Origin of the sequence: Rhizobium halophilum (assembly GCF_021648825.1) — a bacterium.
Taxonomy (GTDB): Bacteria; Pseudomonadota; Alphaproteobacteria; order Rhizobiales; family Rhizobiaceae; genus Neorhizobium; species Neorhizobium halophilum.
In genome coordinates, this window is record NZ_JAKJHS010000001.1 from 374,858 (window position 1) to 398,607 (window position 23,750).

The 23,750-nt window shown below is 61.7% G+C and carries 22 protein-coding genes and 2 pseudogenes; 12 read left to right on the forward strand and 12 right to left on the reverse strand.

Annotation, left to right across the window (positions count from 1 at the left end):
- Positions 1-40: 40 nt before the first annotated feature.
- Positions 41-1,702, forward strand: coding sequence for an alpha-amylase family protein (locus tag LXM96_RS01950; RefSeq protein WP_239996603.1), 1,662 nt, complete (start codon positions 41-43; stop codon positions 1,700-1,702).
- Between the two features lie 11 nt (positions 1,703-1,713).
- On the opposite strand, the gene rutR is transcribed toward LXM96_RS01950, so the two are convergent.
- The gene (rutR, locus tag LXM96_RS01955) at positions 1,714-2,358 is read right to left on the reverse strand and encodes an HTH-type transcriptional regulator RutR (RefSeq protein WP_239996605.1); all 645 of its coding nucleotides are present in this window, start codon (positions 2,356-2,358) and stop codon (positions 1,714-1,716) included.
- A gap of 270 nt (positions 2,359-2,628) precedes the next feature.
- On the opposite strand from rutR, the gene LXM96_RS01960 reads away from it, so the two are divergent.
- From LXM96_RS01960 to LXM96_RS01980, 4 genes and pseudogenes are all read left to right on the forward strand, one after another.
- On the forward strand, positions 2,629-3,882 hold the full coding sequence (locus tag LXM96_RS01960; protein WP_239996607.1) for a Zn-dependent hydrolase: 1,254 nt from the start codon (positions 2,629-2,631) through the stop codon (positions 3,880-3,882).
- Positions 3,883-3,953: 71 nt separating this feature from the next.
- A pseudogene (locus tag LXM96_RS21815) lies at positions 3,954-4,354 on the forward strand (GNAT family N-acetyltransferase).
- A gap of 111 nt (positions 4,355-4,465) precedes the next feature.
- Entirely contained in the window at positions 4,466-5,920 is a 1,455-nt protein-coding gene (gene hydA / locus LXM96_RS01975) for a dihydropyrimidinase (protein ID WP_239996612.1), read from the forward strand.
- 1 nt (position 5,921) lies between these two features.
- Positions 5,922-6,308, forward strand: coding sequence for a hypothetical protein (locus LXM96_RS01980; RefSeq protein ID WP_239996614.1), 387 nt, complete (start codon positions 5,922-5,924; stop codon positions 6,306-6,308).
- A 2-nt stretch (positions 6,309-6,310) separates the two neighbouring features.
- Here the strand turns inward: LXM96_RS01980 and LXM96_RS01985 are convergent, their stop codons facing one another.
- Positions 6,311-6,724: a cupin domain-containing protein gene (locus tag LXM96_RS01985; protein WP_239996615.1), complete on the reverse strand. Its 414-nt coding sequence runs from the start codon at positions 6,722-6,724 to the stop codon at positions 6,311-6,313.
- Positions 6,725-6,833: 109 nt separating this feature from the next.
- Here LXM96_RS01985 and LXM96_RS01990 point away from each other — a divergent pair, with 109 nt between their 5' ends.
- The 7 genes and pseudogenes from LXM96_RS01990 to LXM96_RS02020 all read left to right on the forward strand — a co-directional run bounded on the left by LXM96_RS01990 (position 6,834) and on the right by LXM96_RS02020 (position 16,329).
- Positions 6,834-7,625: an ABC transporter ATP-binding protein gene (locus LXM96_RS01990; protein WP_239996617.1), complete on the forward strand. Its 792-nt coding sequence runs from the start codon at positions 6,834-6,836 to the stop codon at positions 7,623-7,625.
- The gene (locus LXM96_RS01995) at positions 7,615-8,499 is read left to right on the forward strand and encodes an ABC transporter permease (protein WP_239996618.1); all 885 of its coding nucleotides are present in this window, start codon (positions 7,615-7,617) and stop codon (positions 8,497-8,499) included. Before LXM96_RS01990 ends, LXM96_RS01995 begins: the two co-directional genes overlap by 11 nt.
- Positions 8,496-9,623, forward strand: coding sequence for an ABC transporter permease (locus LXM96_RS02000; protein ID WP_239996620.1), 1,128 nt, complete (start codon positions 8,496-8,498; stop codon positions 9,621-9,623). Before LXM96_RS01995 ends, LXM96_RS02000 begins: the two co-directional genes overlap by 4 nt.
- A gap of 61 nt (positions 9,624-9,684) precedes the next feature.
- Positions 9,685-10,656 carry an ABC transporter substrate-binding protein gene (locus tag LXM96_RS02005; protein ID WP_239996622.1) on the forward strand — a complete coding sequence of 324 codons (972 nt, stop codon included), beginning with the start codon at positions 9,685-9,687 and terminating at the stop codon, positions 10,654-10,656.
- 275 nt (positions 10,657-10,931) lie between these two features.
- Complete coding sequence (locus tag LXM96_RS02010; protein ID WP_239996623.1) at positions 10,932-12,119, forward strand: efflux RND transporter periplasmic adaptor subunit; 1,188 nt, start codon at positions 10,932-10,934, stop codon at positions 12,117-12,119.
- A gap of 13 nt (positions 12,120-12,132) precedes the next feature.
- Positions 12,133-15,465 carry an efflux RND transporter permease subunit gene (locus tag LXM96_RS02015; protein WP_239996626.1) on the forward strand — a complete coding sequence of 1,111 codons (3,333 nt, stop codon included), beginning with the start codon at positions 12,133-12,135 and terminating at the stop codon, positions 15,463-15,465.
- Positions 15,466-15,645: 180 nt separating this feature from the next.
- Positions 15,646-16,329: pseudogene (locus LXM96_RS02020) on the forward strand (Crp/Fnr family transcriptional regulator).
- Here the strand turns inward: LXM96_RS02020 and ureG are convergent.
- From ureG to urtE, 10 genes are all read right to left on the reverse strand, one after another.
- Positions 16,326-16,937 (reverse strand): urease accessory protein UreG, encoded by a 612-nt coding sequence (gene ureG / locus LXM96_RS02025; protein ID WP_239996628.1) that lies wholly within the window; start codon positions 16,935-16,937, stop codon positions 16,326-16,328. The pseudogene LXM96_RS02020 and the gene ureG overlap by 4 nt on opposite strands.
- A 32-nt stretch (positions 16,938-16,969) precedes the next feature.
- Complete coding sequence (locus LXM96_RS02030; RefSeq protein WP_239996629.1) at positions 16,970-17,641, reverse strand: urease accessory protein UreF; 672 nt, start codon at positions 17,639-17,641, stop codon at positions 16,970-16,972.
- Between the two features lie 5 nt (positions 17,642-17,646).
- Complete coding sequence (ureE, locus tag LXM96_RS02035; RefSeq protein ID WP_239996630.1) at positions 17,647-18,123, reverse strand: urease accessory protein UreE; 477 nt, start codon at positions 18,121-18,123, stop codon at positions 17,647-17,649.
- Between the two features lie 12 nt (positions 18,124-18,135).
- Positions 18,136-19,842, reverse strand: a complete 1,707-nt coding sequence (gene ureC, locus LXM96_RS02040) for an urease subunit alpha (protein WP_239996631.1) — start codon at positions 19,840-19,842, stop codon at positions 18,136-18,138.
- Positions 19,843-19,889: 47 nt separating this feature from the next.
- Entirely contained in the window at positions 19,890-20,291 is a 402-nt protein-coding gene (locus tag LXM96_RS02045; protein WP_262913485.1) for a lysozyme inhibitor LprI family protein, read from the reverse strand.
- A 27-nt stretch (positions 20,292-20,318) separates the two neighbouring features.
- Positions 20,319-20,624, reverse strand: a complete 306-nt coding sequence (locus tag LXM96_RS02050; RefSeq protein ID WP_239996640.1) for an urease subunit beta — start codon at positions 20,622-20,624, stop codon at positions 20,319-20,321.
- Between the two features lie 19 nt (positions 20,625-20,643).
- Positions 20,644-20,946 carry an urease subunit gamma gene (locus LXM96_RS02055; protein ID WP_239996642.1) on the reverse strand — a complete coding sequence of 101 codons (303 nt, stop codon included), beginning with the start codon at positions 20,944-20,946 and terminating at the stop codon, positions 20,644-20,646.
- Between the two features lie 16 nt (positions 20,947-20,962).
- The gene (locus LXM96_RS02060) at positions 20,963-21,787 is read right to left on the reverse strand and encodes an urease accessory protein UreD (RefSeq protein WP_239996643.1); all 825 of its coding nucleotides are present in this window, start codon (positions 21,785-21,787) and stop codon (positions 20,963-20,965) included.
- Entirely contained in the window at positions 21,721-22,920 is a 1,200-nt protein-coding gene (locus tag LXM96_RS02065; RefSeq protein ID WP_239996645.1) for an alpha/beta hydrolase family esterase, read from the reverse strand. The genes LXM96_RS02060 and LXM96_RS02065 overlap by 67 nt, the downstream gene beginning before the upstream one ends.
- Before the next feature lie 128 nt (positions 22,921-23,048).
- Complete coding sequence (gene urtE / locus LXM96_RS02070; protein WP_239996647.1) at positions 23,049-23,744, reverse strand: urea ABC transporter ATP-binding subunit UrtE; 696 nt, start codon at positions 23,742-23,744, stop codon at positions 23,049-23,051.
- Between the last annotated feature and the right edge of the window lie 6 nt (positions 23,745-23,750).

Genomic DNA, 23,750 nt, shown 5'->3' on the forward strand with positions numbered 1-23,750 from the left:
CATTGCAGACGGGCCGCCAATGCGCAGGAGGGCCCCGGCCTTGATCAGCGACCTCTGGTACAAAAATACCGTTGTCTATTGCCTTTCCGTCGAAACCTTCATGGATGCCAATGGTGACGGTGTCGGAGACTTCGAGGGCCTCTCCCGACGGCTTGATTATCTTGCAGGGCTTGGAGTGGGTGCAATTTGGCTGATGCCGTTCCAGCCATCGCCGGGCAAGGACGACGGGTACGATATTACCGACTACTACAGTGTCGACCCTCGCTACGGGACGCTTGGCGACTTCGTCGACTTCACCCACGGATGCAAGCAGCGTGGCATCCGGGTTCTGATCGATCTCGTGGTCAATCACACCTCCGACCAGCACCCCTGGTTTCAGTCAGCCCGCAGCGATCCCAATTCGCGCTATCGCGACTGGTACGTATGGTCGGAGACCAGGCCACCGGATGCTGATCAAGGCATGATATTTCCGGGCGTACAAGAAAGCACTTGGACCCGCGACGACAAATCCGGGCTTTACTACTTTCACCGGTTCTTCGATTTCCAGCCCGACCTGAACACGTCCAATCCCATGGTACAGGGAGAGATTCTGAAGATCATGGGCTTCTGGATCCAACTGGGGGTTAGCGGCTTCCGCATGGATGCGGTACCCTTTGTCATCGCCGAGAAGATACCAGGGCAGAAGGAGACCAGGGAGCACTTCGACATGCTGCGGACCTTCCGCGAGTTCCTGCAATGGCGCAAGGGCGACTCGATGATCCTCGGGGAAGCGAACATCCTGCCGAAGGAGAACCTCAAGTACTTCGGCGACGACGGCGACCGGATACAGATGATGTTCAACTTCCCGGTGAACCAGACGCTGTTCTACGCATTGGCAAGCGGTGACACTCGTCCGATGATCGATGCCTTGGACAAGACAAGGCAGAAGCCGCACACGGCCCAGTTCGGCCAGTTCCTGCGCAACCACGACGAATTGGATCTCGGACGCCTGAGCGACAAGCAGCGCCAGAAGGTCTTCGAAGTGTTCGGACCCGACAAGAGCATGCAACTCTATGACCGTGGCATCCGCCGCCGGCTGGCCCCGATGCTCGGCGGCGATCAGCGTCGCCTCGAGCTCGCTTATAGCCTGATGTTCTCCCTTCCTGGGACACCGGTCATCCGCTACGGCGACGAGATCGGCATGGGGGATGACCTGAGCCTGCCAGAGCGCCACGCCTGTCGCACGCCGATGCAATGGTCTGACGAGCCACAAGGGGGCTTCACCAAGAGCGATAAGCCGGTGGCCCCGGTAATCTCGAAAGGCCCCTTCGGCTTTGAACATATCAATGTCGCGGAACAGCGCCGGTCCCCCGACTCCCTCCTGAACTGGATGGAGCGGCTGATCCGCATGCGCAAGGAAGTCCCTGAGATTGGTTGGGGAGATTATACGGCTGTCGACACGAAGGACCCCGGCGTCCTCGCTTTGCGGTACGACTGGCGCAACAACTCCGTTCTGATCGTCCACAACCTCCATCCGGAGCCTGTGGAGATCGATCTTGACGTCGGATGCGGTGAACACGGCAAGCTGCTGATCGACATTGCCGACAGCGAAAGCAGCGAAGCGGATGAGAAGGGGCGCCACCGCCTGCTGCTGGAGGCCCATGCCTACCGCTGGTTTCGCGTGGGCGGACTGGATTACCTGCTACGGCGAACGGAAATCTAAGAACCGCCCGCTCAAGCCTGCTTCGTCCGAAGCCCCTCGAAGAACAACTGCTCCAGGAACCGCGCCGCATCCTCGAACCGTCCCTCACCGGAACGCTTCTCCCCCAGCACGGCGCACACCTGGACGTCGAAATCGGCGTAGTGCTGCGTGGTCGCCCAGATTGCAAAGATCAGGTGATGAGGATCGCAGCGGGCAATCTTCCCGGCCTTGATCCAGCTGCGGATTACCTCCGCCTTTTCATCGACCAGCGCCTTGAGGGGGCCAGTAAGGTCGTCCTCGATATGCGGTGCGCCCTGCAGCATCTCGTTGGCGAAAAGCCGGCTTTCCCGCGGAAAGTCCCGCGACATCTCCAGCTTACGGCGGATATAGGAACGGATTTCCGATTCCGGATCGCCCTCCGCCTTGATCGCCTTGAGCGGTTCCAGCCAGGTGAACAGCATGCTCTCCAAGAGCGTCCGATAGATCGCTTCCTTGGTGCGGAAATAATAGAGGAGGTTCGGCTTCGACATCCCGGCCGCTTCGGCGATCTGGTCGATGGTGGCACCGCGGAAGCCACTGGAGGAGAACACCTCCAGTGCTGCGTCCAGGATTCGCTCCTCCTTCTCCTCCTGGATCCGCGTCCGCCGCTGCGTCTTCGCCGCCCTCGGTACTGCCATGCCCTCGCTGCCCCCCGTCCCGCCACGATCCCCCGCCACGATCCCCACGTCCCGACGCGCAGATCACCTTTTCATCCATCGGTGAGATTTGCGATTTTTCGTCTTGAGTGGCGGCGCGGAAATTGTATGTTTTTACCAACCGGTCAAATTATCAGCGACAAGTCCAACAAAGGCAATGCTGAGTTTCACTGTCGACGGGGCAGGAAATAAAGAACCGGCGGGAACAGAATAGGCCGCAAGGGCGGTCCAGAACAGGTGAGGATGTAGCTGATGGTGGCAGCACCCGGCGAGAACCTGCGCATCAATGGCGACAGGTTGTGGGATTCGCTCATGGACATGGCGAAGATCGGCCCCGGCATTGCCGGCGGCAACAATCGCCAGACGCTGACGGACGCGGATGCTGAGGGACGCAAGCTGTTCAAGACGTGGTGCGACGACGCCGGGCTGACCATGGGCGTCGACCAGATGGGCACCATGTTCATGACCCGCGCTGGCACTGACCCGGATGCGCTGCCGGTCTATATCGGCTCCCACCTCGACACCCAGCCGACCGGGGGCAAGTATGACGGCGTGCTCGGCGTGCTCTCGGGTCTCGAGGTCGTGCGCACGCTGAATGACCTCGGCATCAAGACCAAGCATCCGATCGTCGTCACCAACTGGACGAACGAGGAAGGCGCACGCTTCGCGCCTGCAATGCTCGCCTCCGGCGTCTTTGCCGGCATCCACGACCTTGACTATGCCTATGCGCGCAAGGATCCGGACGGGAAGACGTTCGGCGACGAGCTGAAGCGCATCGGCTGGGTCGGCGAGGAAGAGGTGGGCGCCCGCAAGATGCACGCCTATTTCGAATATCATATCGAGCAGGGTCCGATCCTCGAGGCCGAGAACAAGCAGATCGGTGTCGTCACCCACTGTCAAGGGCTCTGGTGGCTGGAGTTCACGCTGACCGGCAAGGAAGCCCACACCGGCTCCACGCCGATGAACATGCGCGTCAACGCGGGCCTCGCCATGAGCCGTATCCTGGAGATGGTGCAGGACGTGGCAATGGCCGAGCAGCCGGGCGCCGTGGGTGGGGTCGGGCAGATGTTCTTCTCGCCCAACTCGCGCAATGTCTTGCCGGGCAAAGTGGTCTTCACCGTCGACATCCGCACGCCGAGCCAGGAAAAGCTCGACCGGATGCGGGCGAAGATCGAGAAGCAGGCGGCCGAGATTTGCGAAAAGCTCGGCGTCGGCTGTTCGGTCGAGGCCGTGGGACATTTCGATCCGATAACATTTGACCCCATCCTCGTCGGTCGCGTCCGGGAAGCGGCGGAGAAGCTCGGCTACAGCCACATGGATCTCATCTCCGGTGCGGGCCACGACGCATGCTGGGCCGCCAAGGTGGCACCGGCCACGATGATCATGTGCCCCTGCGTCGGCGGACTATCGCACAACGAGGCGGAGGACATTTCGAGGGAATGGGCAAGTGCCGGGGCGGACGTGCTGCTCCACGCGGTGCTGGAAACTGCGGAGATTGTCGAGTGAGTGTCACGATTGCCATCGAGCAGCCAAAGCAGCCAGACGTCGTCGCCCTGATCGGGCTTTCCGACGACTATATGGCGTCGCTTTATCCGCCAGAAAGCAATTTTGCGGTTGATCTGGAGGCCCTGTCACGCCCGGACATTTCGTTTCTGGTAGCAAGACTGCACGGCAAGGCGGTCGGTTGCGGCGGCATCAAGTGGTTCGGGGATGGTAGCGCAGAACTGAAGCGTATCTTCGTCCATGACGATGCACGCGGCCACGGTGTGGGCCGAAAATAATGGCCGAACTTGAGGCTCTGGCGGCCACGCGGCATGTCGGCCGGCTCTATCTCGAGACCGGTCCTCTGAACATCGAAGCGGTCCGCCTATATGAAACCCTCGGCTACCGCTCTTGCGGCCCCTTCGCTGATTATGAAGAAAACCCCCACAGCCTGCTCATGATGAAGGATCTCAAACAGCGGGAGGCTGCCCTATGATCGCCGCCTCCACATCAAAACCGGAATACAACGATCACCACCCGAGATGTTCAGTCCCTGAGGTCCTCCATCTCGGGTGATTGACTGCGGTACACGATAAGGGGAACAACCATGGCCACAGTAATCAAGAACGGAACCATCGTCACCGCCGACCTGACCTACAAGGCCGACGTCAAGATCGATGGCGGCAAGATCGTCGAGATCGGCCCCAGCCTGTTCGGCGACGAGGTTCTGGACGCGACCGGCTGTTATGTCATGCCGGGCGGTATCGATCCCCATGTCCACCTCGAAATGCCCTTCATGGGCACATATTCCGCCGACGACTTCGAAAGCGGCACGCGCGCGGCCCTTGCCGGCGGCACGACCATGGTGGTCGACTTCTGCCTGCCCGACCCCGGCCAGTCCCTGCTCGACGCGCTGAAGCGGTGGGACAACAAGTCGACCCGCGCCAATTGCGACTACTCCTTTCACATGTCCGTCACCTGGTGGGGCGAACAGGTCTTCAATGAAATGAAGGCGGTGGTGCTGAACCACGGCATCAACACCTTCAAGCATTTCATGGCCTACAAGGGCGCGCTGATGGTGAACGACGACGAGATGTTCGCCTCCTTCCAGCGCTGTGCCGAGCTGGGCGCCCTGCCCCTTGTCCATGCCGAGAATGGCGATGTCGTCGCCGCCGTGCAGCAGAAGCTGATGGATGAGGGCAATGACGGGCCGGAGGCGCACGCCTACTCGCGCCCGGCCTCGGTCGAAGGCGAGGCAACCAACCGCGCCATCATCATCGCCGACATGGCGGGTGTTCCGCTCTACGTCGTCCATACCTCCTGCGAACAGGCGCACGAGGCGATCCGCCGGGCCCGGCAGAACGGCATGCGCGTCTACGGCGAGCCGCTGATCCAGCACCTGACGCTCGACGAAAGCGAATATTTCAACACGGACTGGGATCATGCGGCCCGCCGGGTCATGAGCCCGCCCTTCCGCAACAAGCAGCACCAGGACAGTCTCTGGGCAGGCCTGGCCTCCGGCTCGCTGCAGGTCGTGGCGACCGATCATTGCGCCTTCACCACAGACCAGAAGCGCACCGGCGTCGGCGACTTCCGCAAGATCCCGAACGGCACCGGCGGGCTGGAAGATCGCATGCCGATGCTCTGGACCTATGGCGTCGCGACAGGCCGGATTACCATGAACGAGTTCGTTGCGGTGACCTCGACCAACATCGCCAAGATCCTCAACATTTACCCCCGCAAGGGTGCGATCCTCGTCGGCGCGGACGCCGATATCGTCGTCTGGGACCCGAAGCGCTCCAAGACGATCTCGGCGAAGTCCCAGCAATCGGCGATCGATTACAACGTCTTCGAGGGCAAAGAGGTCACGGGCCTGCCGCGCTACACGCTGACCCGCGGTGTCGTCGCCATCGAGGAGAGTACGGTCAAGACGCAGGAAGGCCACGGCAAGTTCGTCAAGCGCGAGCCCTTCCAGGCGGTCAACAAGGCACTCTCGACCTGGAAGGAACTGACGGCGCCGCGCAAGGTGGAGCGCACCGGCATTCCGGCGAGCGGGGTTTGAGATGACCTCTCCCACTCGCCGTCCGATCACGATCGCTGGGGCCTGCGTGCTCCTTGGCGGAACGGCAGTGGCCGCGGAGCTACCGATCACCGGAAGCTACGGCAACATTGAAGGTTGCGCGTATGCGCTTCGCGGCGAAAGCTCCGGCTCGGATGACTTCTTTCTACTGACGAAAGACGCCGTCACTACGGCCGTTGCCCATTGCAGGTTCCTCGACGTCAGGCCCAGAAGCGACAAAGGCTTCGACGTCACGGCACAATGCGAGGAAGAAGGATGGACCGAGGATCTGGCGCCGTTTGAGATCGAGATCGAGCTGGTGGAACCGGAGAGCTACGTCCTCAACATCGATGACGGTTCGCAGTGGGGGCCGCTGGCACTATGCAGATAGCCTCAAATCTCCACCAGCGCATCCAGTTCCGGCAGGAGCACAACGCTCTCCTGCTCGTTGGGATCTGTCCGGGCGATGATCGCCGTGCAGGGGGTGTTGGAGAGATTGGCCGGCAGATGCGGCACGCCGGCGGGGATGTAGAAGAGTTCTCCGGCATGGACGACGACGTGGTGCTCCAGCCGGTCGCCGTACCAGGCGTGGGCCGAGCCGGAGAGCATGTAGATTGCCGTCTCGTGGCTCTGGTGCAGATGCGCCTTGGCGCGCCCGCCCGGCGGAATGGTCAGGAGGTGCATGCAGATGCCTGTCGATCCGACGGTCTCCGCCGCAATGCCTTCGAAGTAGCTGAGCCCCTGCTTGCCGTCATAGGTGGCGCCGGGCTTCACGATCCGGCAGGTGGGCTTTGGTGATGCGTCCATGGACTTCCTCCCTTGACCGGTGGCCGGCATCGCCTGGCGCCCTTTCGCCCAAGATCATAACACGCGCTCGCATTCTCGCATCCACAGAACTCATGACTGGCCGCATCCCATGAATGCTTCTGCCTCCTCCGTCGTCTCGGCCAGGAAACTCGGCCTCACCTTCCAGACCAGTGACGGACCGGTGCACGCGCTGTCCGTAGTCGACCTGGAGGTGGAAAAGGGAGACTTCGTCTCCTTCATCGGCCCCTCCGGCTGTGGCAAGACCACCTTTCTACGGGTCATCGCCGACCTGGAGAAGAATACGGCGGGAGAGATCACCGTCAATGGGATGACGCCGGAGGAGGCGCGCAAGTCGCGCTGCTACGGCTATGTTTTTCAGGCCCCAGCGCTCTATCCCTGGCGGACGATCGAGAAGAACGTCGTCCTGCCGCTCGAGATCATGGGCTATTCGAAAACCGAGCAGAAGCAGCGCGTCCAACGCACGCTCGACCTCGTTAACCTGACAGGCTTCGGCAAAAAATACCCGTGGCAGCTGTCGGGTGGCATGCAGCAGCGTGCCTCCATCGCCCGCGCGCTCGCCTTCGACGCCGACCTGCTGCTGATGGACGAACCTTTCGGGGCTCTCGACGAGATCGTCCGCGACCACTTGAACGAACAGCTCCTCAAGCTCTGGGCGGCAACGGAAAAGACCATCTGCTTCGTCACCCACTCGATCCCGGAGGCGGTCTACCTCTCCACCAAGATCGTCGTCATGTCGCCTCGGCCCGGCCGGGTGACCGACGTGATCCACTCAACCCTACCGCGTGAACGGCCCCTGGAAATCCGCGAGACGCCGGAATTCCTGGAGATCGCCCATCGCGTGCGGGAGGGACTGAGGGCGGGGCACAGCTATGAGGAGTGAGACATTCGCCTCCCGCATCGGCCCCGTTCTGACCATCGTCGCGACCATCATTGTGATCTGGTACGCAGCCGCGGTCTGGATGAACGCGCCTTTCCAGCGCGATCTGGACCGGCGCGGCGACGTCACCTCCACGACCATGGAATTCATCGCCAAGACGCTGTCGCAGCCAAAGCCGATCGTACCGGCACCGCACCAGGTGGCGCAGAATGTCTTCGAGAACACCTTCCTGCGCAAGGTGAGCAGCAATCGCAGCCTCGTCTATCATTCCTGGGTCACGCTCTCCTCAACGCTCGCAGGGTTCGCCTTCGGAACGCTGCTCGGTGTCCTGATCGCGGTCGGCATCGTGCATGTGAAGGCGCTCGACCGCAGCCTGATGCCGTGGATCATCGCTTCGCAGACAGTGCCGATCCTGGCCATTGCGCCGATGGTGGTCGTGGTGCTGGCGGCGATCAACGTGACGGGTCTTATCCCGAAGGCGCTGATCTCCACTTACCTGTCCTTCTTCCCGGTGGCCGTCGGCATGGTGAAGGGCCTGCGCTCACCGGACATCATCCAGCTCGACCTGATGCGCACCTACAATGCCAGCCGGTGGCAAACCTTCTGGAAACTTCGGGTGCCTGCCTCCATGCCCTTCCTCTTCACCTCCATGAAAGTCGCGGTCGCAGCGAGCCTCGTCGGAGCGATCGTGGCAGAACTACCCACCGGCGCCGCTGCCGGCATCGGATCGAAGCTGCTTGCCGGTTCCTATTACAGTCAGACGATCGACATGTGGGCCGCCCTGATCGCGGGGTCCCTGCTGGCCGTCATACTGGTCACGATCGTCGGAATCGGCGCCCGGTTGATCGACCGGAGAATGGGAGTGAGGCCGGCATGACCTACCTCCTCCGCTCCTGGCAGGGCAGCATTGCCCTTCTTCTCTGTCTTCTCGCACTTGTCAGATTGCCTTTGCTCGCGACGGATGCATCGACACCCTTCGCTGCCGCAGGGACCGCTGGCGTCCTGCTGTTGATCGCGGTTGGCGCCCTCGCCTGCTTCATGCGTATCAGCCGGGCGGCAAGGGCATTGATCCTGTTCGTCACGGCACATACCGCTGCCTGGCTGCTGATCGGCGGCATGTCAGGAAACGAGGGCAATGCAAGCCTGTCCTACTTCCTGCTGATCGCGGCAAGCTGGCTCCTCGGCTGGCGGTGCATTTCGGAACTGGCGGAAATCCGGCCGTCTAGCCGGCAGACCATGATGGCACTGCGGCTGCTGATCCCGGCGATCTTCGGCGCCTGGGTCCTCATCCTGTGGGAAGCCATCACCCGCGGTGCCGGCGTTCCCTTCATTCTGCTACCTCCACCGTCGGCGATCTGGGACCGGATCGTCAGCTCCGTGCCGATCCTCGCGGCGGACGTGCGACAGACCGTCTTCAAGGCCGTGCTGTTCGGCTACGTGGTTGGATGCGCCGCCGGCTTCGCGGTCGCAATCCTCGCCGACCGGATCTCCTTCCTGCGGCGTGGCCTGCTGCCGATTGGCAACCTCATGTCGGCGCTTCCCATTATCGGCGTGGCACCGATCATGGTCATGTGGTTCGGTTTCGACTGGCAGTCGAAGGCCGCCGTCGTGATTGTCATGACCTTCTTCCCCATGCTGGTGAATACCGTCGCCGGATTATCGGCTTCCGGGTCCATGGAGCGCGACCTCATGCGCTCCTATGCCTCCGGCTACTGGCAGACGCTCGTCAAGCTGCGCCTGCCCGCCGCCATGCTCTTCATCTTCAACGCGCTCAAGATCAACTCCACCCTGGCGCTGATCGGCGCGATCGTGGCGGAGTTCTTCGGCACGCCGATCGTCGGCATGGGCTTTCGCATCTCGACCGAGATCGGCCGCATGAACGTCGACATGGTCTGGGCGGAGATCGCCGTTGCGGCGCTTATCGGATCGGTCTTTTATGGCGTCGTGGCGCTCGTCGAACTGGCGACGACGTTCTGGCATCCGTCTAACCGTGGTGGCTAGACGTTTCTGCCTTCCGCAACGATGCAGGGCGGTAGAACCTCAGAGGGAAAGGATAAGAACAATGAGAAATATCCTTATGACATTGATGGCGGGCGCAATATCGCTTGCGGCAGCGCAGGCGGCCATGGCCGCCGACATTACCCTGCAGCTGAAATGGGTCGCCCAGTCGCAGTTCGCCGGCTATTACGTGGCGCAGGAGAAGGGCTTCTATGAAGACGAAGGCCTCGACGTTGAGATCAAGGCCGGCGGTCCGGACATTGCGCCGGAACAGGTGATCGCCGGCGGCGGCGCCGACGTGATCGTCGCCTGGATGGGCGGCGCGCTCGTCGCCCGCGAGAAGGGCGTTCCGCTCGTCAACATCGCCCAGCCGTTCCAGAAATCGGGCCTGCAGCTCATCTGCCCGAAAGACGGGCCGATTCAGACGGAGGCGGATTTCAAGGGCCACACCCTTGGCGTCTGGTTCTTCGGCAACGAATACCCCTTCTTCGCCTGGATGAACAAACTTGGCTTATCCACCGAAGGCGGAGCGGATGGCGTGAACGTCCTGAAGCAGAGTTTCGACGTCCAGCCGCTCGTCCAGAAGCAGGCGGACTGCATCTCGGTCATGACCTACAACGAATACTGGCAGGCGATCGATGCCGGCTTCAAGCCGGAGGACCTGGTGGTCTTCAACTATACCGAAATGGGTAACGATCTACTGGAAGACGGCCTCTACGTTCTGGAGGACAAGCTTGCCGATCCCGAATTCAAGGAGAACATGGTGAAATTCGTCCGCGCCTCCATGAAGGGCTGGAAATATGCCATGGAAAACCCTGATGAAGCCGCGGAGATCGTCATGGACAATGGCGGCCAGGACGAAAACCACCAGAAGCGGATGATGGACGAGGTCGCCAAGCTGATCGGCGATGCGACGGGCAAGCTGGATCCGGCCGTCTACGAGCGGACGGCCAAGGCACTGCTCGACCAGAACATCATCACCAAGGAGCCGGAAGGCGCCTATACGACCGAGATCACCGACGCCGCCATGCAATAGTGACTCAAGTATACTGTAATATGCAAAGAAATGCGCGGCTTAGCAGCCGCGCATTTACGTAATACATAACGAAAACTCGTATCTCCCATAACCGCTGCCGATTGATTTGTGCGGCCTGGGCACGTAAAAAGGGTCCAACGGATGAAACGCCGGAAGCTGATCTTGTAACCGTGCTGATTGGCTCCCAAGTGAACATCATGTAGGCCTAGAGGGTCCGGGATCCCGAACAACAGGAACCTGACACCGCTCATCACTTCTTCTGGAATCGATCTCGCATGCTTCGCAAGCACGTTAATCTTGCCGGTTTCATCCCGGCTGCCCTTCTCGCCCTTGCTGTTCCTGTGCTTGCGCAGGACGAGGGGAAGGCCGCGCGCGAACCGACGCTGCCCTCGATCATCGTGACGGAGGCGGTCGAGAGGCCGCTGATCGATCGCGTTCTAGCGACCGGCACCATTCGCCCGGTCCAGGAGATCTACGTGCAGCCGCTGGTCGACGGACTTTCTATTCGGGAACTGAAGGTAGAGGTTGGCCACCGCGTCGAGGCAGACCAGGTCCTGGCGACGCTGAATGATGATACGCTGATCCTGCAGAAGAGCCAGTTGCAGGCAAACAAGGCGAAGGCGGAAGCCGGGCTTGCGCAGTACGAGGCGCAGGTGATCGAGGCGCAGGCCAACCTCGACGACGCGGTCCGCCAGCGGGACAGGGCAACACGCCTCCAGGGCTCCGGGACCAGCACCGCTGCCCAGGTGGAGCAGGCCACCGCTGCGGCGGAAGTGGCGCAGGCGCGGCTCCAGGCAGCAAAGCAGGCGGTTGCCGTTGGCCAGGCGGACATCGAGGTCGTTGAAAGTCAGATCGCCGAGATCGATCTGAGGCTGGCACGGACGGACGTGAAGACCCCGGTCGCAGGTATTGTCTCGGCCCGCAATGCCAAGGTTGGCGCCATAGCCAGCGGTGCGGGCGAACCCTTGTTCACCGTCATAGAAGATGGCGCACTGGAGCTTGTTGCGGATCTTTCCGAGACGAGCATCCGGAAGGTGGAGCCAGGTCAAAAGGCACAGATGACGATCGCAGGCGGTGCAGATACTGTCGAAGGCGAAGTCCGGCTGGTTTCCCCTACTGTCGATGCGGTCAGCCGGCTTGGCTATGTCCGCATCGCGATCGACGAAAAGAGCGGCGCACGCGCCGGCATGTATGCGAGCGCCGAGATCATCGTTGATCAGAAGACCGCCCTCGCCTTGCCGCTTTCGGCCGTTACCTCTGGCCGCGACGGCTCTTTCACGCGCAAGGTGGAAGACAACGTCGTCCGGCAGGTGGAAATCGAGACCGGCATCCAGGATGGCGGCTTCGTCGAAGTTGCCGGCGGCCTGACGGCCGGTGATCTGGTTGTCGAAAAGGCTGGCGCTTTCGTGCGTGACGGCGATCGGATTGCTCCGGTGACCGCACAACCGGCTGCTTCGAACTGAGCGAGGACGCAAGATGAACTTCTCCGCCTGGTCGATCCGCAATCCGATCGCGCCGCTGCTCGGCTTTGCGCTGCTGCTCTTCATGGGGCTGCAGTCCTTCTATTCCCTGCCAATCACCCGTTTCCCGAACATCGACGTGCCGGTGGTCTCGATCACCGTCGTCCAAAGCGGCGCCTCGCCTGCCGAACTGGAAATGCAGGTGACCAAGGAGGTCGAGGACGCTGTCGCCTCCATCAGCGGCGTGGACGAGATCACCTCGACGGTGACAGACGGGCAGTCGCAGACGGTCGTGCTGTTTCGCATTGAAAAGCCGACGGACGAGGCAGTCCAGGATACCAAGGATGCGATCGACCGTATCCGCAGCGACCTTCCGGCAAGTGCAGAAGAGCCTATCGTCTCGAAGATCGATGTCGAGGGGCAGGCGATCCAGACGTTTGCGGTGTCCTCTCCGAACATGACGCTGGAAGAGCTGTCATGGTTCGTCGACGACGTAATCAAGCGCGAATTGCAGGGACAGCCCGGCATCGGCCGTATCGATCGCTATGGTGGCGCCGATCGTGAGATCCGCGTCGCACTCAATCCTGATAAGCTCGACGCCTACGGCATCACTGCCGTCGACGTGAACAACCAGCTTCGCGGTACCAACGTCGATCTGGGGTCGGGACGCGGTCAGGTCGCCGGCAACGAACAGACCATCCGTACGCTTGGAGACGCTCGCACCGTCACGCAGCTAGCCGACACCACCATCGCCCTCACCGGCGGCCGCTTCGTCAAGCTGTCGGAGCTCGGCACGATCTCCGATACCTACGAGGAACAGAGGTCCTTCTCTCGGTTCAATGGCGTTCCCTCGGTCACCTTCGCGGTCTTCCGCGCCAAGGGCGCGAGCGAGGTCTCGGTTGCAGAAACCGTTGAAGAAAGCCTGACCGGTGTCCGCGCCGCCCATCCCGACGTCAATATCGAAATGGTGGATGACTCCGTCTACTTCACCTATGGTAACTATGAGGCGGCGCTGCACACATTGATGGAGGGTGCGCTGCTGGCGGTTATCGTCGTGATGCTGTTCCTGAAGAACTGGCGCGCGACCTTGATTGCCGCGGTTGCATTGCCGCTTTCGGCGATCCCGACCTTCTGGGTCATGGATCTTCTCGGGTTCTCACTGAACCTCGTGAGCTTCCTGGCTCTGACGCTCGCAACGGGTATTCTTGTCGATGACGCTATCGTCGAGATTGAGAATATCGCCCGTCACATCAAGATGGGCAAAACACCTTACCGGGCAGCACTGGAGGCCGCAGACGAAATCGGTCTTGCCGTCATTGCAACCAGCTTCACCATCATTGCCGTCTTCGTGCCGGTCTCCTTCATGCCGGGCATTCCGGGACAGTACTTTATCCAGTTCGGCCTGACCGTTGCGTTTTCGGTATTCTTCTCATTGATGGTCGCGCGTCTCATCACGCCATTGATGGCCGCCTACTGGATGCGTGCCGAAGACGCGATCGACGATCACCACGACAATGACGGCCGCCTGATGAAGGCCTATACCCGTCTCGTCACCGGCACCACCAGCAAGTGGTACATGCGCTATGCGACGCTGCTGGGCGCGATCGCCTTCCTCATCGGTTCGCTTGCGCTTCTGGCCCAGGTCCCCGGCAGCTTCCTGCCGCCGGAAGATTCATCCCGCATCGTGCTGTCGGTCGAATTGCCGCCAAATGCGACATTGGACGAGACGGCAGCAACGACGGATCAGATTTACGCCGCCGTGCGCGACCTGGAAGGCGTCGAAAGCGTCTTCGTTCTTGGCGGCGCCTCACCGAAGGGCGACCTCGAACTGCGCCGCGCCACCGTCCGCGTCATCCTCGAAAACATCGACCATTCGCTCTTCAAGACGCTCGTCAACAAGGGGCTCGGCTCGATCCCAGTGCTCGGCGACCTGATCCCCAAAGTACCCGACCCCGGGCGTACGCGTCCACAATGGGAGGTGGAACGCGAACTTTTTGAGAAGGTTCGGAGCATTCCCGACGTACGAATCTCCAAACTAAACGACCGCGGCGAGCGCGAACTCAGCTTCAACTTCCTTGCGTCCAGCGAAGAGGATCTGAACCTCGCCGTCAGCCGCCTGGAGTCGAACCTTCGTACGTCTCCCATCCTCGCGAACGTGAGTTCGGAGGGTGCCTTGCCCCGACCGGAACTGCAGATCCGCCCGCGCAAGGACGAGATGGCCCGCCTCGGCATCACGCCGCAGCAGATCTCCGAAACGGTTCGCGTCGCGACCATTGGCGACATCGACGCTCAGCTGCCGAAGATGTCGATTGACGACCGGCAGATCCCTATCCGGGCACAGGCGTCGCTGGATCTGCGGCGCGATCTGGCGGCCATCCAGGCGATGAAGATCAAGACCGCGAGCGGCGATACCGTGCCGCTCTACAGCGTCGCGGACGTGGATTATTCGGAGGGACCGAGCTCCATCAAGCGCTACGACCGTAGCCGCGTCGTCTCGATCGGCTCCGACGTGCCGTTCGGCACGGCGCTCGACACCTCAACGGAAGAGTTCAAGCGTATCGTCAGCGAGACCGAACTGCCGCCCACCGTGCGGCTTGCAGAAAGCGGCGACGCCAAGGTCCAGGCGGAAATGGTCCAGGGCTTCGGCAATGCCATGCTGCTCGGCCTGCTGCTGGTACTGGTGGTGTTGATCCTGCTGTTCAAGGACGTGATCCAGCCGTTCACCATCCTGTTCTCGCTGCCACTCGCCATCGGGGGCGTCGCGATTGGCCTGATCGTAACGCAGAACTCGCTTTCCATGCCGGTCCTGATCGGCATTCTGATGCTGATGGGTATCGTGACGAAGAACGCCATCCTGCTGGTCGATTTTGCCATCGAGATGCGCCGTCATGGCATGGAGCGGGTTCATGCCATGGTGGAAGCCGGCCGCAAGCGTGCCCGGCCGATCATCATGACGTCCATCGCCATGTCTGCCGGCATGCTGCCCTCGGCACTCGGCGTCGGCGAAGGCGGCTCGTTCCGCGCGCCGATGGCGATCGCCGTGATTGGTGGCATCATCGTCTCGACCGTTCTGTCGCTGGTGGTCGTGCCGGCCTTCTTCCTGATCATGGACGATCTGTCCCAGCTTCTCGGCCGCATCTTCGGCCGTTTCTTCGGCAGCAAGGAAGAGGAAGCGGAGACGCTTTCTTCCGAACAGCTCACGCGGCATGCCAAGGAGACCTCCCGGTCGATCGACACGCTGGAGGAGCGGATCACCTCGATCGAAAAGAAGAACGGCGCGGGCGAAGAGCGCGACAAGGGAGAGCAGGGGTCGAACGTGCTGCGGCTCACCCCTTGGGCGGCAGAGTAGCGGTTTCGCGACTCAAGCGATCAGAAACATGTTCAAGGCCGGGTGAAAGCCCGGCCTTTTGCGTTGCACGTCGGCGCAATTGATCGATGTCAAAAGGCTCTGTCGCCGCGGCTGTTACATTCCCGTCATGACCGGTCTCTGAAACAGCCGGATGCGCCAATGGAAACACCGACGGTCCAGATGAACAAGAGCCTGAAAGTGAACAGCCGGGACAAGGCCCTTCTGGTGCGCACGCCGTTCATGACATCGCTCGGCGGCGACTCGCTGGTGAAGATGCTGAATGCGGCGACGATCGCTAGCGTCCCTGCCCGCCACGTTGTGTTTCGCGAGGGCGAAGCCGCAGACTACTTCTACTGCGTGCTGTCCGGCTATGTCCGCCTCTATCGCCTCAACCGCGAAGGTCGGGAAGCGGACATCCGCATCTGCGGTCCCGGCGACACCTTTGCCGAATGCCTGATCTTTGGCGACGACACCTAGCCATTCAATATCCAGACGGCTGAAAACGCCACGCTCGCCCGCTTCGACATCCGCGCGGTGCGGGCGCTGGCGGAACAGGCGCCGGATGTTGCCAAGGCGATCATGGGTTGCCTGTCGCAGCACCTGCTGACGACGATGGAATGCGTCGCAAACGATCGCCTGCACACCGCCCAGCAGCGGGTGGCCGAATATCTGCTGAAGCATTGTCCGGTCGATGGCGGCGCCACCTCGCTCCGCCTGCCGTTCCAGAAGAGCCTGCTTGCCGGCATGCTGGGACTTGCGCCGGAAGCGCTCTCGCGCGCCTTTTCCTCGCTTCGCCGCGTCGGCGTGACCGTACGCGGGCGCATCGTCCAGATCGGCGACGTCAACGCCCTGCGCGACGTCTAGAGGCCGCCGTTCTCCTTCAGGAAGCGGACGACATGATCGACGCCATCGCCGCGCTTGAGGTCGGTGAAGAGATGCGGCCTTGCCTCCCGCATCTGCCTGGCATCGCGATCCATCACATCGAGATCGGCACCGACATAAGGCGCCAGGTCCTTCTTGTTGATCACCAGAAGGTCGGAACGCGTGATCCCGGGGCCACCCTTGCGCGGGATTTCCTCGCCCTGGCAGGTGGAGATCACGTAGATGGTGAGGTCTGCCAGGTCCGGGGAGAAGGTCGCGGCGAGATTATCGCCGCCGGATTCGATGAAGACGATATCGAGGTCCGGAAAGCGTTCATTTAAGCCCGCGATCGCCTGCAGATTGATCGTCGCGTCCTCACGAATTGCCGTGTGCGGGCAGCCGCCGGTTTCCACGCCGACGATGCGGTCGGAGGAAAGCGCCTGCATCCGCACCAGCGCCTCGGCGTCTTCGCGCGTATAGATGTCGTTGGTCACCACCGCGACCGAGTACTCGTCGCGCATGGCCTTGCACAGCTTTTCCGTCAGCGCCGTCTTGCCCGATCCAACGGGGCCGCCGATGCCGATGCGAAGCGGACCGTTCTGCGATTTCATGGGTTGTCCTTTCGTCTGCGAAGGCTCGTCCCTCAGGAGCGGAAGAGCCTGGAATGCTGTGTTTCGTGCCTTAGCGAAGCAATGTCTGCCTGAATTCCGGCGGTTCCCAGATCATCCAGAGTGGCTCCACAGGCACTCCGGGCAACGTCACCGATCTCCGCCTCCAGCGCCGCCAGAATGGCAACGCCATGCATCTGCCCACAGGCACCGAGGCGGATGCCGGCAGAGACGGCCTGCGACAGCGCCCCATGCAGGTAAGCCGCCAGCGCATCTTCGAGCGGAACCCCATGCGCGGCGGCAACGGCGCCAACGGAAACCGGGAACGGCACGTCAGCCGGCAGACGCTCCAGCACCGGCGTAGGCCAGGCGGCTGCCGCGGTGGCGAAGGCCTTGCCGAGGGACAGCGTCTCGAAATTGCGTTCGGCCGATCCGGCAAGCGCCAGTCCCAGTTCGGAAAGCTCCGCCAGCCCCTCAGGGTCCTGATGCCGCCGCCAGGCCACGGCGAATAGGACGGCGTCGTTCCAAAAGCTGCCGTGCCGCAGCAGGGCTTCCAGCCAGGACTGCAGCTCCCCGGCGTCCTGCACAAGCCGATCATGCACCGCCCGCTCCAGCCCGCCGGACCAGGCAAAGCCGCCGATCGGGAAGGCAGGGGACATCCATGCCATCAGGCGAAGCAACGCCTGTGTTCGGGGCGCCTCAGCCATCATGGCTATCCATGCACGTGGTGATGGTCGTGCCCATGAGAATGTCCGCCGTGGGCGTGATAGGCGCCGCGGACGGGATGGAACGGCTCCTCCACCTCGGTCACGGTCCCGCCGAGCCCTTCCAGCATCTTGCGGATGACATGATCGCGCAGGATGAGGATACGCTCCACCTCGATCTGCGCCGACAAGTGCCGGTTACCGAGATGCCAGGCAAGTTCGGTGAGATGCAGGCGATCTCTAGCGGTAATCTCGAACAGCTTTTCGGAAGCCGCCGCGATCGCGACATTGCTGCCGTCCTCCAGGATCAGCCGGTCCCCATCGGCAAAAAGCACCGGCTCCTTCAGGTCGAGCATCACCATCTCGCCGTTCGACAGATGCAGCACCTTTCGCCTCAAATGGCGCAGGTCGTGCGGCAGCGCGATCGTGTCGATCGGGGGATCGGTGATGACGCCGGCGTGATGGTATGCGGTAATGCGTTGCATGCAGATAATGCCTCAAAACAGGAAATAACGCTGCGCCATCGGCAGCACGGTGGCAGGCTCGCAGGTGAGCAGCTCGCCATCGGCACGAACCTCATAGGTCTCCGGGTCGACCTCGATATGCGGCGTCAGCGAATTGTGGATCATCGAGGCCTTGGAGATACCGCGCGTGTTCTTCACCGCCACCATCTTCTTGGCCACGCCGAGACGCTGGGCGAGCCCGGCATCGAGCGACGCCTGAGAAACGAAGGTGACGGAGGAATTGGTGCGGAGCTTGCCATAGGCTGCAAACATCGGCCGGTAGTGCATCGGCTGCGGCGTCGGGATGGAGGCGTTCGGATCCCCCATCGGGGCGGCTGCAATCGAGCCGCCGAGCAGGATCATCTCCGGCTTTACACCAAAGAAGGCCGGGTTCCAGAGCACCAGATCGGCACGCTTACCGACTTCGAGAGAGCCGATCTCATGCGAGACGCCGTGGGCGATCGCCGGATTGATCGTGTATTTGGCGATGTAACGGCGGACGCGGAAGTTGTCGTTCTCGCCCGTCTCTTCGGCAAGCCGCCCGCGCTGGCGTTTCATCTTGTCGGCGGTCTGCCAGGTCCGGATCGCCACCTCGCCGACGCGGCCCATGGCCTGGCTGTCCGACGAGATGATCGAGAAGGCGCCAATATCGTGAAGGATGTCTTCCGCCGCGATGGTTTCCTTGCGGATGCGGCTTTCGGCAAACGCGATATCCTCCGGGATTGACGGCGACAGGTGGTGGCAGACCATCAGCATGTCGAGGTGCTCGGCGAGCGTATTAACCGTATAGGGCCGTGTCGGGTTGGTGGAGGACGGTATGACGTTCGGCTGACCGCAGACCTTGATGATGTCCGGCGCGTGACCACCGCCCGCCCCTTCCGTGTGGAAGGCGTGGATCGTGCGGCCCTTGATCGCGGCCACCGTATTCTCGACGAAGCCGGATTCATTCAGGGTGTCGGTGTGGATCATCACCTGGACGTCATATTCATCGGCGACGGTGAGGCAGTTGTCGATCGCGGCCGGCGTCGTCCCCCAGTCCTCGTGCAGCTTCAGCGACGAGGCTCCCGACAGGATCATCTCCTCCAATGGTTTCGGCAGCGCAGCGTTGCCCTTGCCGGCGAGCGCGAGGTTCATCGGGAAGGCGTCGAAGCTCTCGATCATCCGCTCGATGTGCCATGCGCCGGTGCAGGTGGTGGCGAGCGTTCCGTGTGCTGGCCCCGTGCCACCGCCCAGCATGCAGGTGAAGCCGCTCATCAGCGCTTCTTCGATCTGCTGCGGGCAGATGTAGTGGATATGCGCGTCCATGCCGCCGGCGGTCAGGATTTTGCCTTCACCTGCAATCGCCTCCGTCGAGGGGCCGACGATGATCGTCACCCCCGGCTGCGTGTCCGGGTTGCCGGCCTTGCCGATCGCGTGAATTCGCCCGTCCTTCAGACCCACATCGGCTTTGTAGATCCCGGTATGGTCCACGATCAGCGCGTTGGTAATCACCGTATCGACCGCACCCTCGGCCCGGGTCGCCTGGCTCTGCCCCATGCCGTCACGAATAACCTTGCCGCCGCCGAACTTCACCTCCTCGCCATAGGTGGTGAAATCCTTTTCCACCTCGATGAAGAGTTCAGTGTCGGCCAGCCGCACCTTGTCGCCGACGGTTGGGCCGAACATGGAGGCGTAAGCGGCGCGGGACATCTTGTGGGGCATCAGTGAGCTCTCTGAAAATGGGCATGTTAAACCAGCCGGGCTGCGCGTCAGTTGCCGCCCATAAGATCCGTCTGTTCCTTCAATTGCTGCGTTCGCTGCCGCGTTAGTTCAGCCTGGCAGCCGTAGATGAGCATAGGCTCCATAGTTCCACCTCGTGCCTGATAGCCATGGAAGGCACACTGCGCGTCGCGGAAGGCAAGCCATGCCCGCTGTGACGCAAGGAGAGCATTTGCGGCACTCCCGAGGTCCAGGCCGTCCGCCTCTGAATCCCAATCCTTCATTGCCTCGCGCGTCAGCTTGTACTGGGCATTGAGTCGATCATCCGCTTCGGCAAAATCCTGCTCGGCGCAGAAGGTCATCTCCATCTGCGTCACCGCTTTCTCGCAGTCGACCTCCGGATCGTCCTGCGCAGAAACGGGAGCCTCCGTCAGGAGCACGCAACCGCACATCAGGAGTGTGAGCAATGTCTTCAACACTCAAAGTGCTCCCATGATCTTCTGCTGGAAGCCGTAGACGCGTCGGTCGCCGCCAAGCGGGATCAGTGTCACCTGCCGTGTCTGCCCCGGCTCGAATCGTACGGCGGTGCCGGCGGGAATATCGAGCCGCATTCCCCGTGCCGTCTGGCGATTGAAAGAAAGCCCCTCATTGGTCTCGAAGAAATGGTAGTGACTGCCGACCTGGATGGGCCTGTCGCCGGTATTGGCAACTTCCACCACAACGGTCGGCCGCCCGGCATTCAGCTCAATTTCACCTTCTGCAGCAATGACTTCGCCCGGGATCATGAATCGATCTCCCACTTTCTTAACGTATCGGTTCATGCACCGTGACGAGCTTTGTCCCATCCGGGAAGGTCGCTTCCACCTGCACGTCGTGGATCATCTCGGCAATCCCCTCCATCACCTGATCGCGGGTGATCACATGGGCACCCGCCTCCATGAGTTCGGCGACGGAACGGCCATCACGCGCACCTTCGACGACGAAATCGGTGATGAGAGCAACGGCCTCCGGATGGTTCAGCTTGACGCCCCGCTCCAGCCTGCGCCGCGCAACCATGGCGGCCATCGATATCAGCAGCTTGTCTTTTTCTCTCGGCGTGAGGTTCATGTTCGTCCTGCAATCATCAGATGTTCCAGACCTTCGGCACCGCCGCGCCATTACGCAATACGGCAATTACCGGTACCAGCAGTTTTCTCAGTTCGTAGCCGCTGGAAGCGATCAGTCGCACCACCAGCTTTCCCTGCCAATGGCTTGCTCCGCCGGCGTTCCCAAGGCAGTCCCTTACCCGCGGCAAATGAGCTTCGGCCAGAGGTCCCACGTAGAGGAGCGTTGCAAAAGCAGATTGGCTGCCGAGGGTCGCAGGCAGGACGGACAATCGGTCGATCTCTCCGTCAAGACGCATCTCTTCTGCATGGATGAGGCAGCCCGCCCGCCTGACCCGCCAACGATCGTGGAAGCGGCCGCGGTTCAAGGTTTCCCCCATGGCCTGGCGTCCCATGAGCACGGCTTCGACGCCGAGAAATTCGGACGTCTCTTGAAGCTCAACCTCAAGACGGCGGCTCAGCGCAGATTGGTCGAAGAGGATCGTTTCCTGCGGAAGCCAGCACACCGACGCTTGCTCGCCCACCGAGATTCGTGTGGTGACTGAGGCGGTATCGGCGGCGGCCTTGTAGACCTTTTCGTTCGCCTGGGTGGTGACGGTGAGCTTGGTGGAAGCAGAGGCGGCGACGGACCATTCGATCGCGTCGCCGCCCGTCAGTCCCCCTGACGTATTGATAAGGATCGCCTCCATTTCAGGCGAGAAGGTGTCAGGAAGGCGGATCTTTGCGCATCCCTCCTGGTAAAATTCGGCGAGCCGCGTACGCCCGTCGAAGAGCTTGGTTACAAGGCGCCCTTTGCCCCTTGCGCGCTGCGGCGTGCCTGTATTGGCTGATGGTTGCTGCTGCACGTGTTCCCCTGCGGATCAGCGCCTTCTCCGGCGCCTGTTGTGGCCGTGCAGGTTGCATTTGCCGTGGCGGCAGCAGGTGCCACCGTGGCGACGACCTCCGACCTGTCAGCCTTCTGAAAGAAGTCCCACATCCGCTCGGCTGGATCAACACCTTGAGTGAAGGAAGGCTTGCTGGCCGACGCCGCAACCTTGACGACACCAGCTTGCGCATCAGCGTTCGCCGCCAGCACGCTTTCCGTGGCGCTCGGCTTCGGCCACGCATGGGTGCCATCGGCAAAGACGTAGGATGCAATACGCGCACCGTTATTGCAGGTGTCATAGAGGCCATAGGTGACGCCGCTTGCGCTTTCGACCTTGGCCCCGCCATTGCAGCCGGCAAGCTCACTCCAGCGCTGGAGGGCTGTCTTGAAGCCATATTGCCAGTAAGGCTTGCCGCCACCTGCATAGGGGTTGGCATTGTCCTTCTCGCCCGCAAAGGCCATGATCGAGATTGGACGGGCAGGCGAACAGTCGCCCGGACGCCACGTGCCGTCTATCTCGACTGGCGCTCCGGCCCGCAAGGAGTGGACAAAACCTGCTGCCGCGAAGTCACCGTGTCCGCTGCAGATATAGTGTGACAGCATGCGGCCGCCGCCGGAATAGCCGGAGGCATAGATTCGCGCGGGATCAACACAGAAATCCTTCTTTATCTGAGCAAGCGCAGAAGAGATGAAGCCGACCTCGTCAAGGCCACCCTCCCTCTGTGTGACGAGGGGAACGTTCCAGGCATAGGTGCCTTCGAAATTTCCAGGTAGACTGCCCTGAAGGGCCACAACAACGAAGCCATTCTTCTCCGCCACCTTATCCCACGAACTCCGGTTCAACTGACCGTTGGGATTGCTGTCGCTGCCATGAAAGTCGAAGACCAGCGGCAGCTTCTCCTGGCCGGTGTAGGAGGAGGGAATGAAATACATGCCAGAACGAAGGGCATCGGTGGACTGAATGCTGAACTCATGGCGCCCCCGTTCCAGCGCCTGGCCGCAGCCGGCGGCCAGAGCAGCACTTGAGCCGCCCGCCAAGAAAAAAGCTCCCACCGCGATCTTGCGGATAAGAGCATTCAGAGAGCGAGAACCAGCCATGCTTGCAAATGCCATCGAGCGCCTCCCTAGGAGTTGCAGGAGAGCATCACCGTCTGCCGTGTGCTCTGAAACCGACGCGGTAATAGCATAAGCAGGAAATGCTTAAAACGATCTAGATGAATAGAACCTACGAATGTTTACCCCTAAACAGTAAGATGCCGCCTTGCTTCTGCCGTATCTAGGCTATCGGCAAGTCCTTTGTGCACAATCTCGCCACGATCCATTATATAAACCTGATCCGCAAGCTCCCGGCAAAAGTCGAGATACTGTTCCACCAGCAGAATTGCCATGCCGGTGGAGTCGCGCAGGTAGCGGATGGCGCGGCCGATATCCTTGATGATCGAGGGCTGGATGCCTTCCGTCGGCTCGTCCAGCACAAGGATCTTCGGCCGCATCACCATGGCGCGGCCGATGGCCAACTGCTGCTGCTGGCCGCCGGACAGGTCTCCACCGCGCCGCGACAGCATCGTGCCGAGCACCGGGAACAGGCTGAAGATCTCATCCGGTATAACCCGCTCCTTGCGCGGCAGTGGCGAAAAGCCCGTTTCCAGGTTTTCCTGGACCGTCAGCAGCGGAAAGATCTCCCGCCCCTGCGGCACATAACCGACGCCCTTCTTGGCACGGGCATAAGGCGCAAGGCCATCGAGCGAGGTGTCGCCGAAGCGGATCGAACCCTTGCTGACGGGGTGCTGACCGGTGACCGCCCGCAACAGCGAACTCTTGCCGACGCCGTTGCGGCCGAGCACACAGGTGATCTTGCCCATCTCCGCTGTGAGTGAAACGCCGCGCAGCGCCTGGGCCGCGCCGTAGTGAAGATCGATGTTGTCGACGGTCAGCATGGACGC

Bases quoted from the DNA above. Each gene is read 5' to 3' on its own strand.
- rutR (WP_239996605.1), bottom strand. From the start codon at position 2,358: ATGGCAGTACCGAGGGCGGCGAAGACGCAGCGGCGGACGCGGATCCAG.
- LXM96_RS01960 (WP_239996607.1), top strand. From the start codon at position 2,629: ATGGTGGCAGCACCCGGCGAGAACCTGCGCATCAATGGCGACAGGTTG.
- hydA (WP_239996612.1), top strand. From the start codon at position 4,466: ATGGCCACAGTAATCAAGAACGGAACCATCGTCACCGCCGACCTGACC.
- LXM96_RS01980 (WP_239996614.1), top strand. From the start codon at position 5,922: ATGACCTCTCCCACTCGCCGTCCGATCACGATCGCTGGGGCCTGCGTG.
- LXM96_RS01985 (WP_239996615.1), bottom strand. From the start codon at position 6,724: ATGGACGCATCACCAAAGCCCACCTGCCGGATCGTGAAGCCCGGCGCC.
- LXM96_RS01990 (WP_239996617.1), top strand. From the start codon at position 6,834: ATGAATGCTTCTGCCTCCTCCGTCGTCTCGGCCAGGAAACTCGGCCTC.
- LXM96_RS01995 (WP_239996618.1), top strand. From the start codon at position 7,615: ATGAGGAGTGAGACATTCGCCTCCCGCATCGGCCCCGTTCTGACCATC.
- LXM96_RS02000 (WP_239996620.1), top strand. From the start codon at position 8,496: ATGACCTACCTCCTCCGCTCCTGGCAGGGCAGCATTGCCCTTCTTCTC.
- LXM96_RS02005 (WP_239996622.1), top strand. From the start codon at position 9,685: ATGAGAAATATCCTTATGACATTGATGGCGGGCGCAATATCGCTTGCG.
- LXM96_RS02010 (WP_239996623.1), top strand. From the start codon at position 10,932: ATGCTTCGCAAGCACGTTAATCTTGCCGGTTTCATCCCGGCTGCCCTT.
- LXM96_RS02015 (WP_239996626.1), top strand. From the start codon at position 12,133: ATGAACTTCTCCGCCTGGTCGATCCGCAATCCGATCGCGCCGCTGCTC.
- ureG (WP_239996628.1), bottom strand. From the start codon at position 16,937: ATGAAATCGCAGAACGGTCCGCTTCGCATCGGCATCGGCGGCCCCGTT.
- LXM96_RS02030 (WP_239996629.1), bottom strand. From the start codon at position 17,641: ATGGCTGAGGCGCCCCGAACACAGGCGTTGCTTCGCCTGATGGCATGG.
- ureE (WP_239996630.1), bottom strand. From the start codon at position 18,123: ATGCAACGCATTACCGCATACCATCACGCCGGCGTCATCACCGATCCC.
- ureC (WP_239996631.1), bottom strand. From the start codon at position 19,842: ATGCCCCACAAGATGTCCCGCGCCGCTTACGCCTCCATGTTCGGCCCA.
- LXM96_RS02045 (WP_262913485.1), bottom strand. From the start codon at position 20,291: ATGTGCGGTTGCGTGCTCCTGACGGAGGCTCCCGTTTCTGCGCAGGAC.
- LXM96_RS02050 (WP_239996640.1), bottom strand. From the start codon at position 20,624: ATGATCCCGGGCGAAGTCATTGCTGCAGAAGGTGAAATTGAGCTGAAT.
- LXM96_RS02055 (WP_239996642.1), bottom strand. From the start codon at position 20,946: ATGAACCTCACGCCGAGAGAAAAAGACAAGCTGCTGATATCGATGGCC.
- LXM96_RS02065 (WP_239996645.1), bottom strand. From the start codon at position 22,920: ATGGCATTTGCAAGCATGGCTGGTTCTCGCTCTCTGAATGCTCTTATC.
- urtE (WP_239996647.1), bottom strand. From the start codon at position 23,744: ATGCTGACCGTCGACAACATCGATCTTCACTACGGCGCGGCCCAGGCG.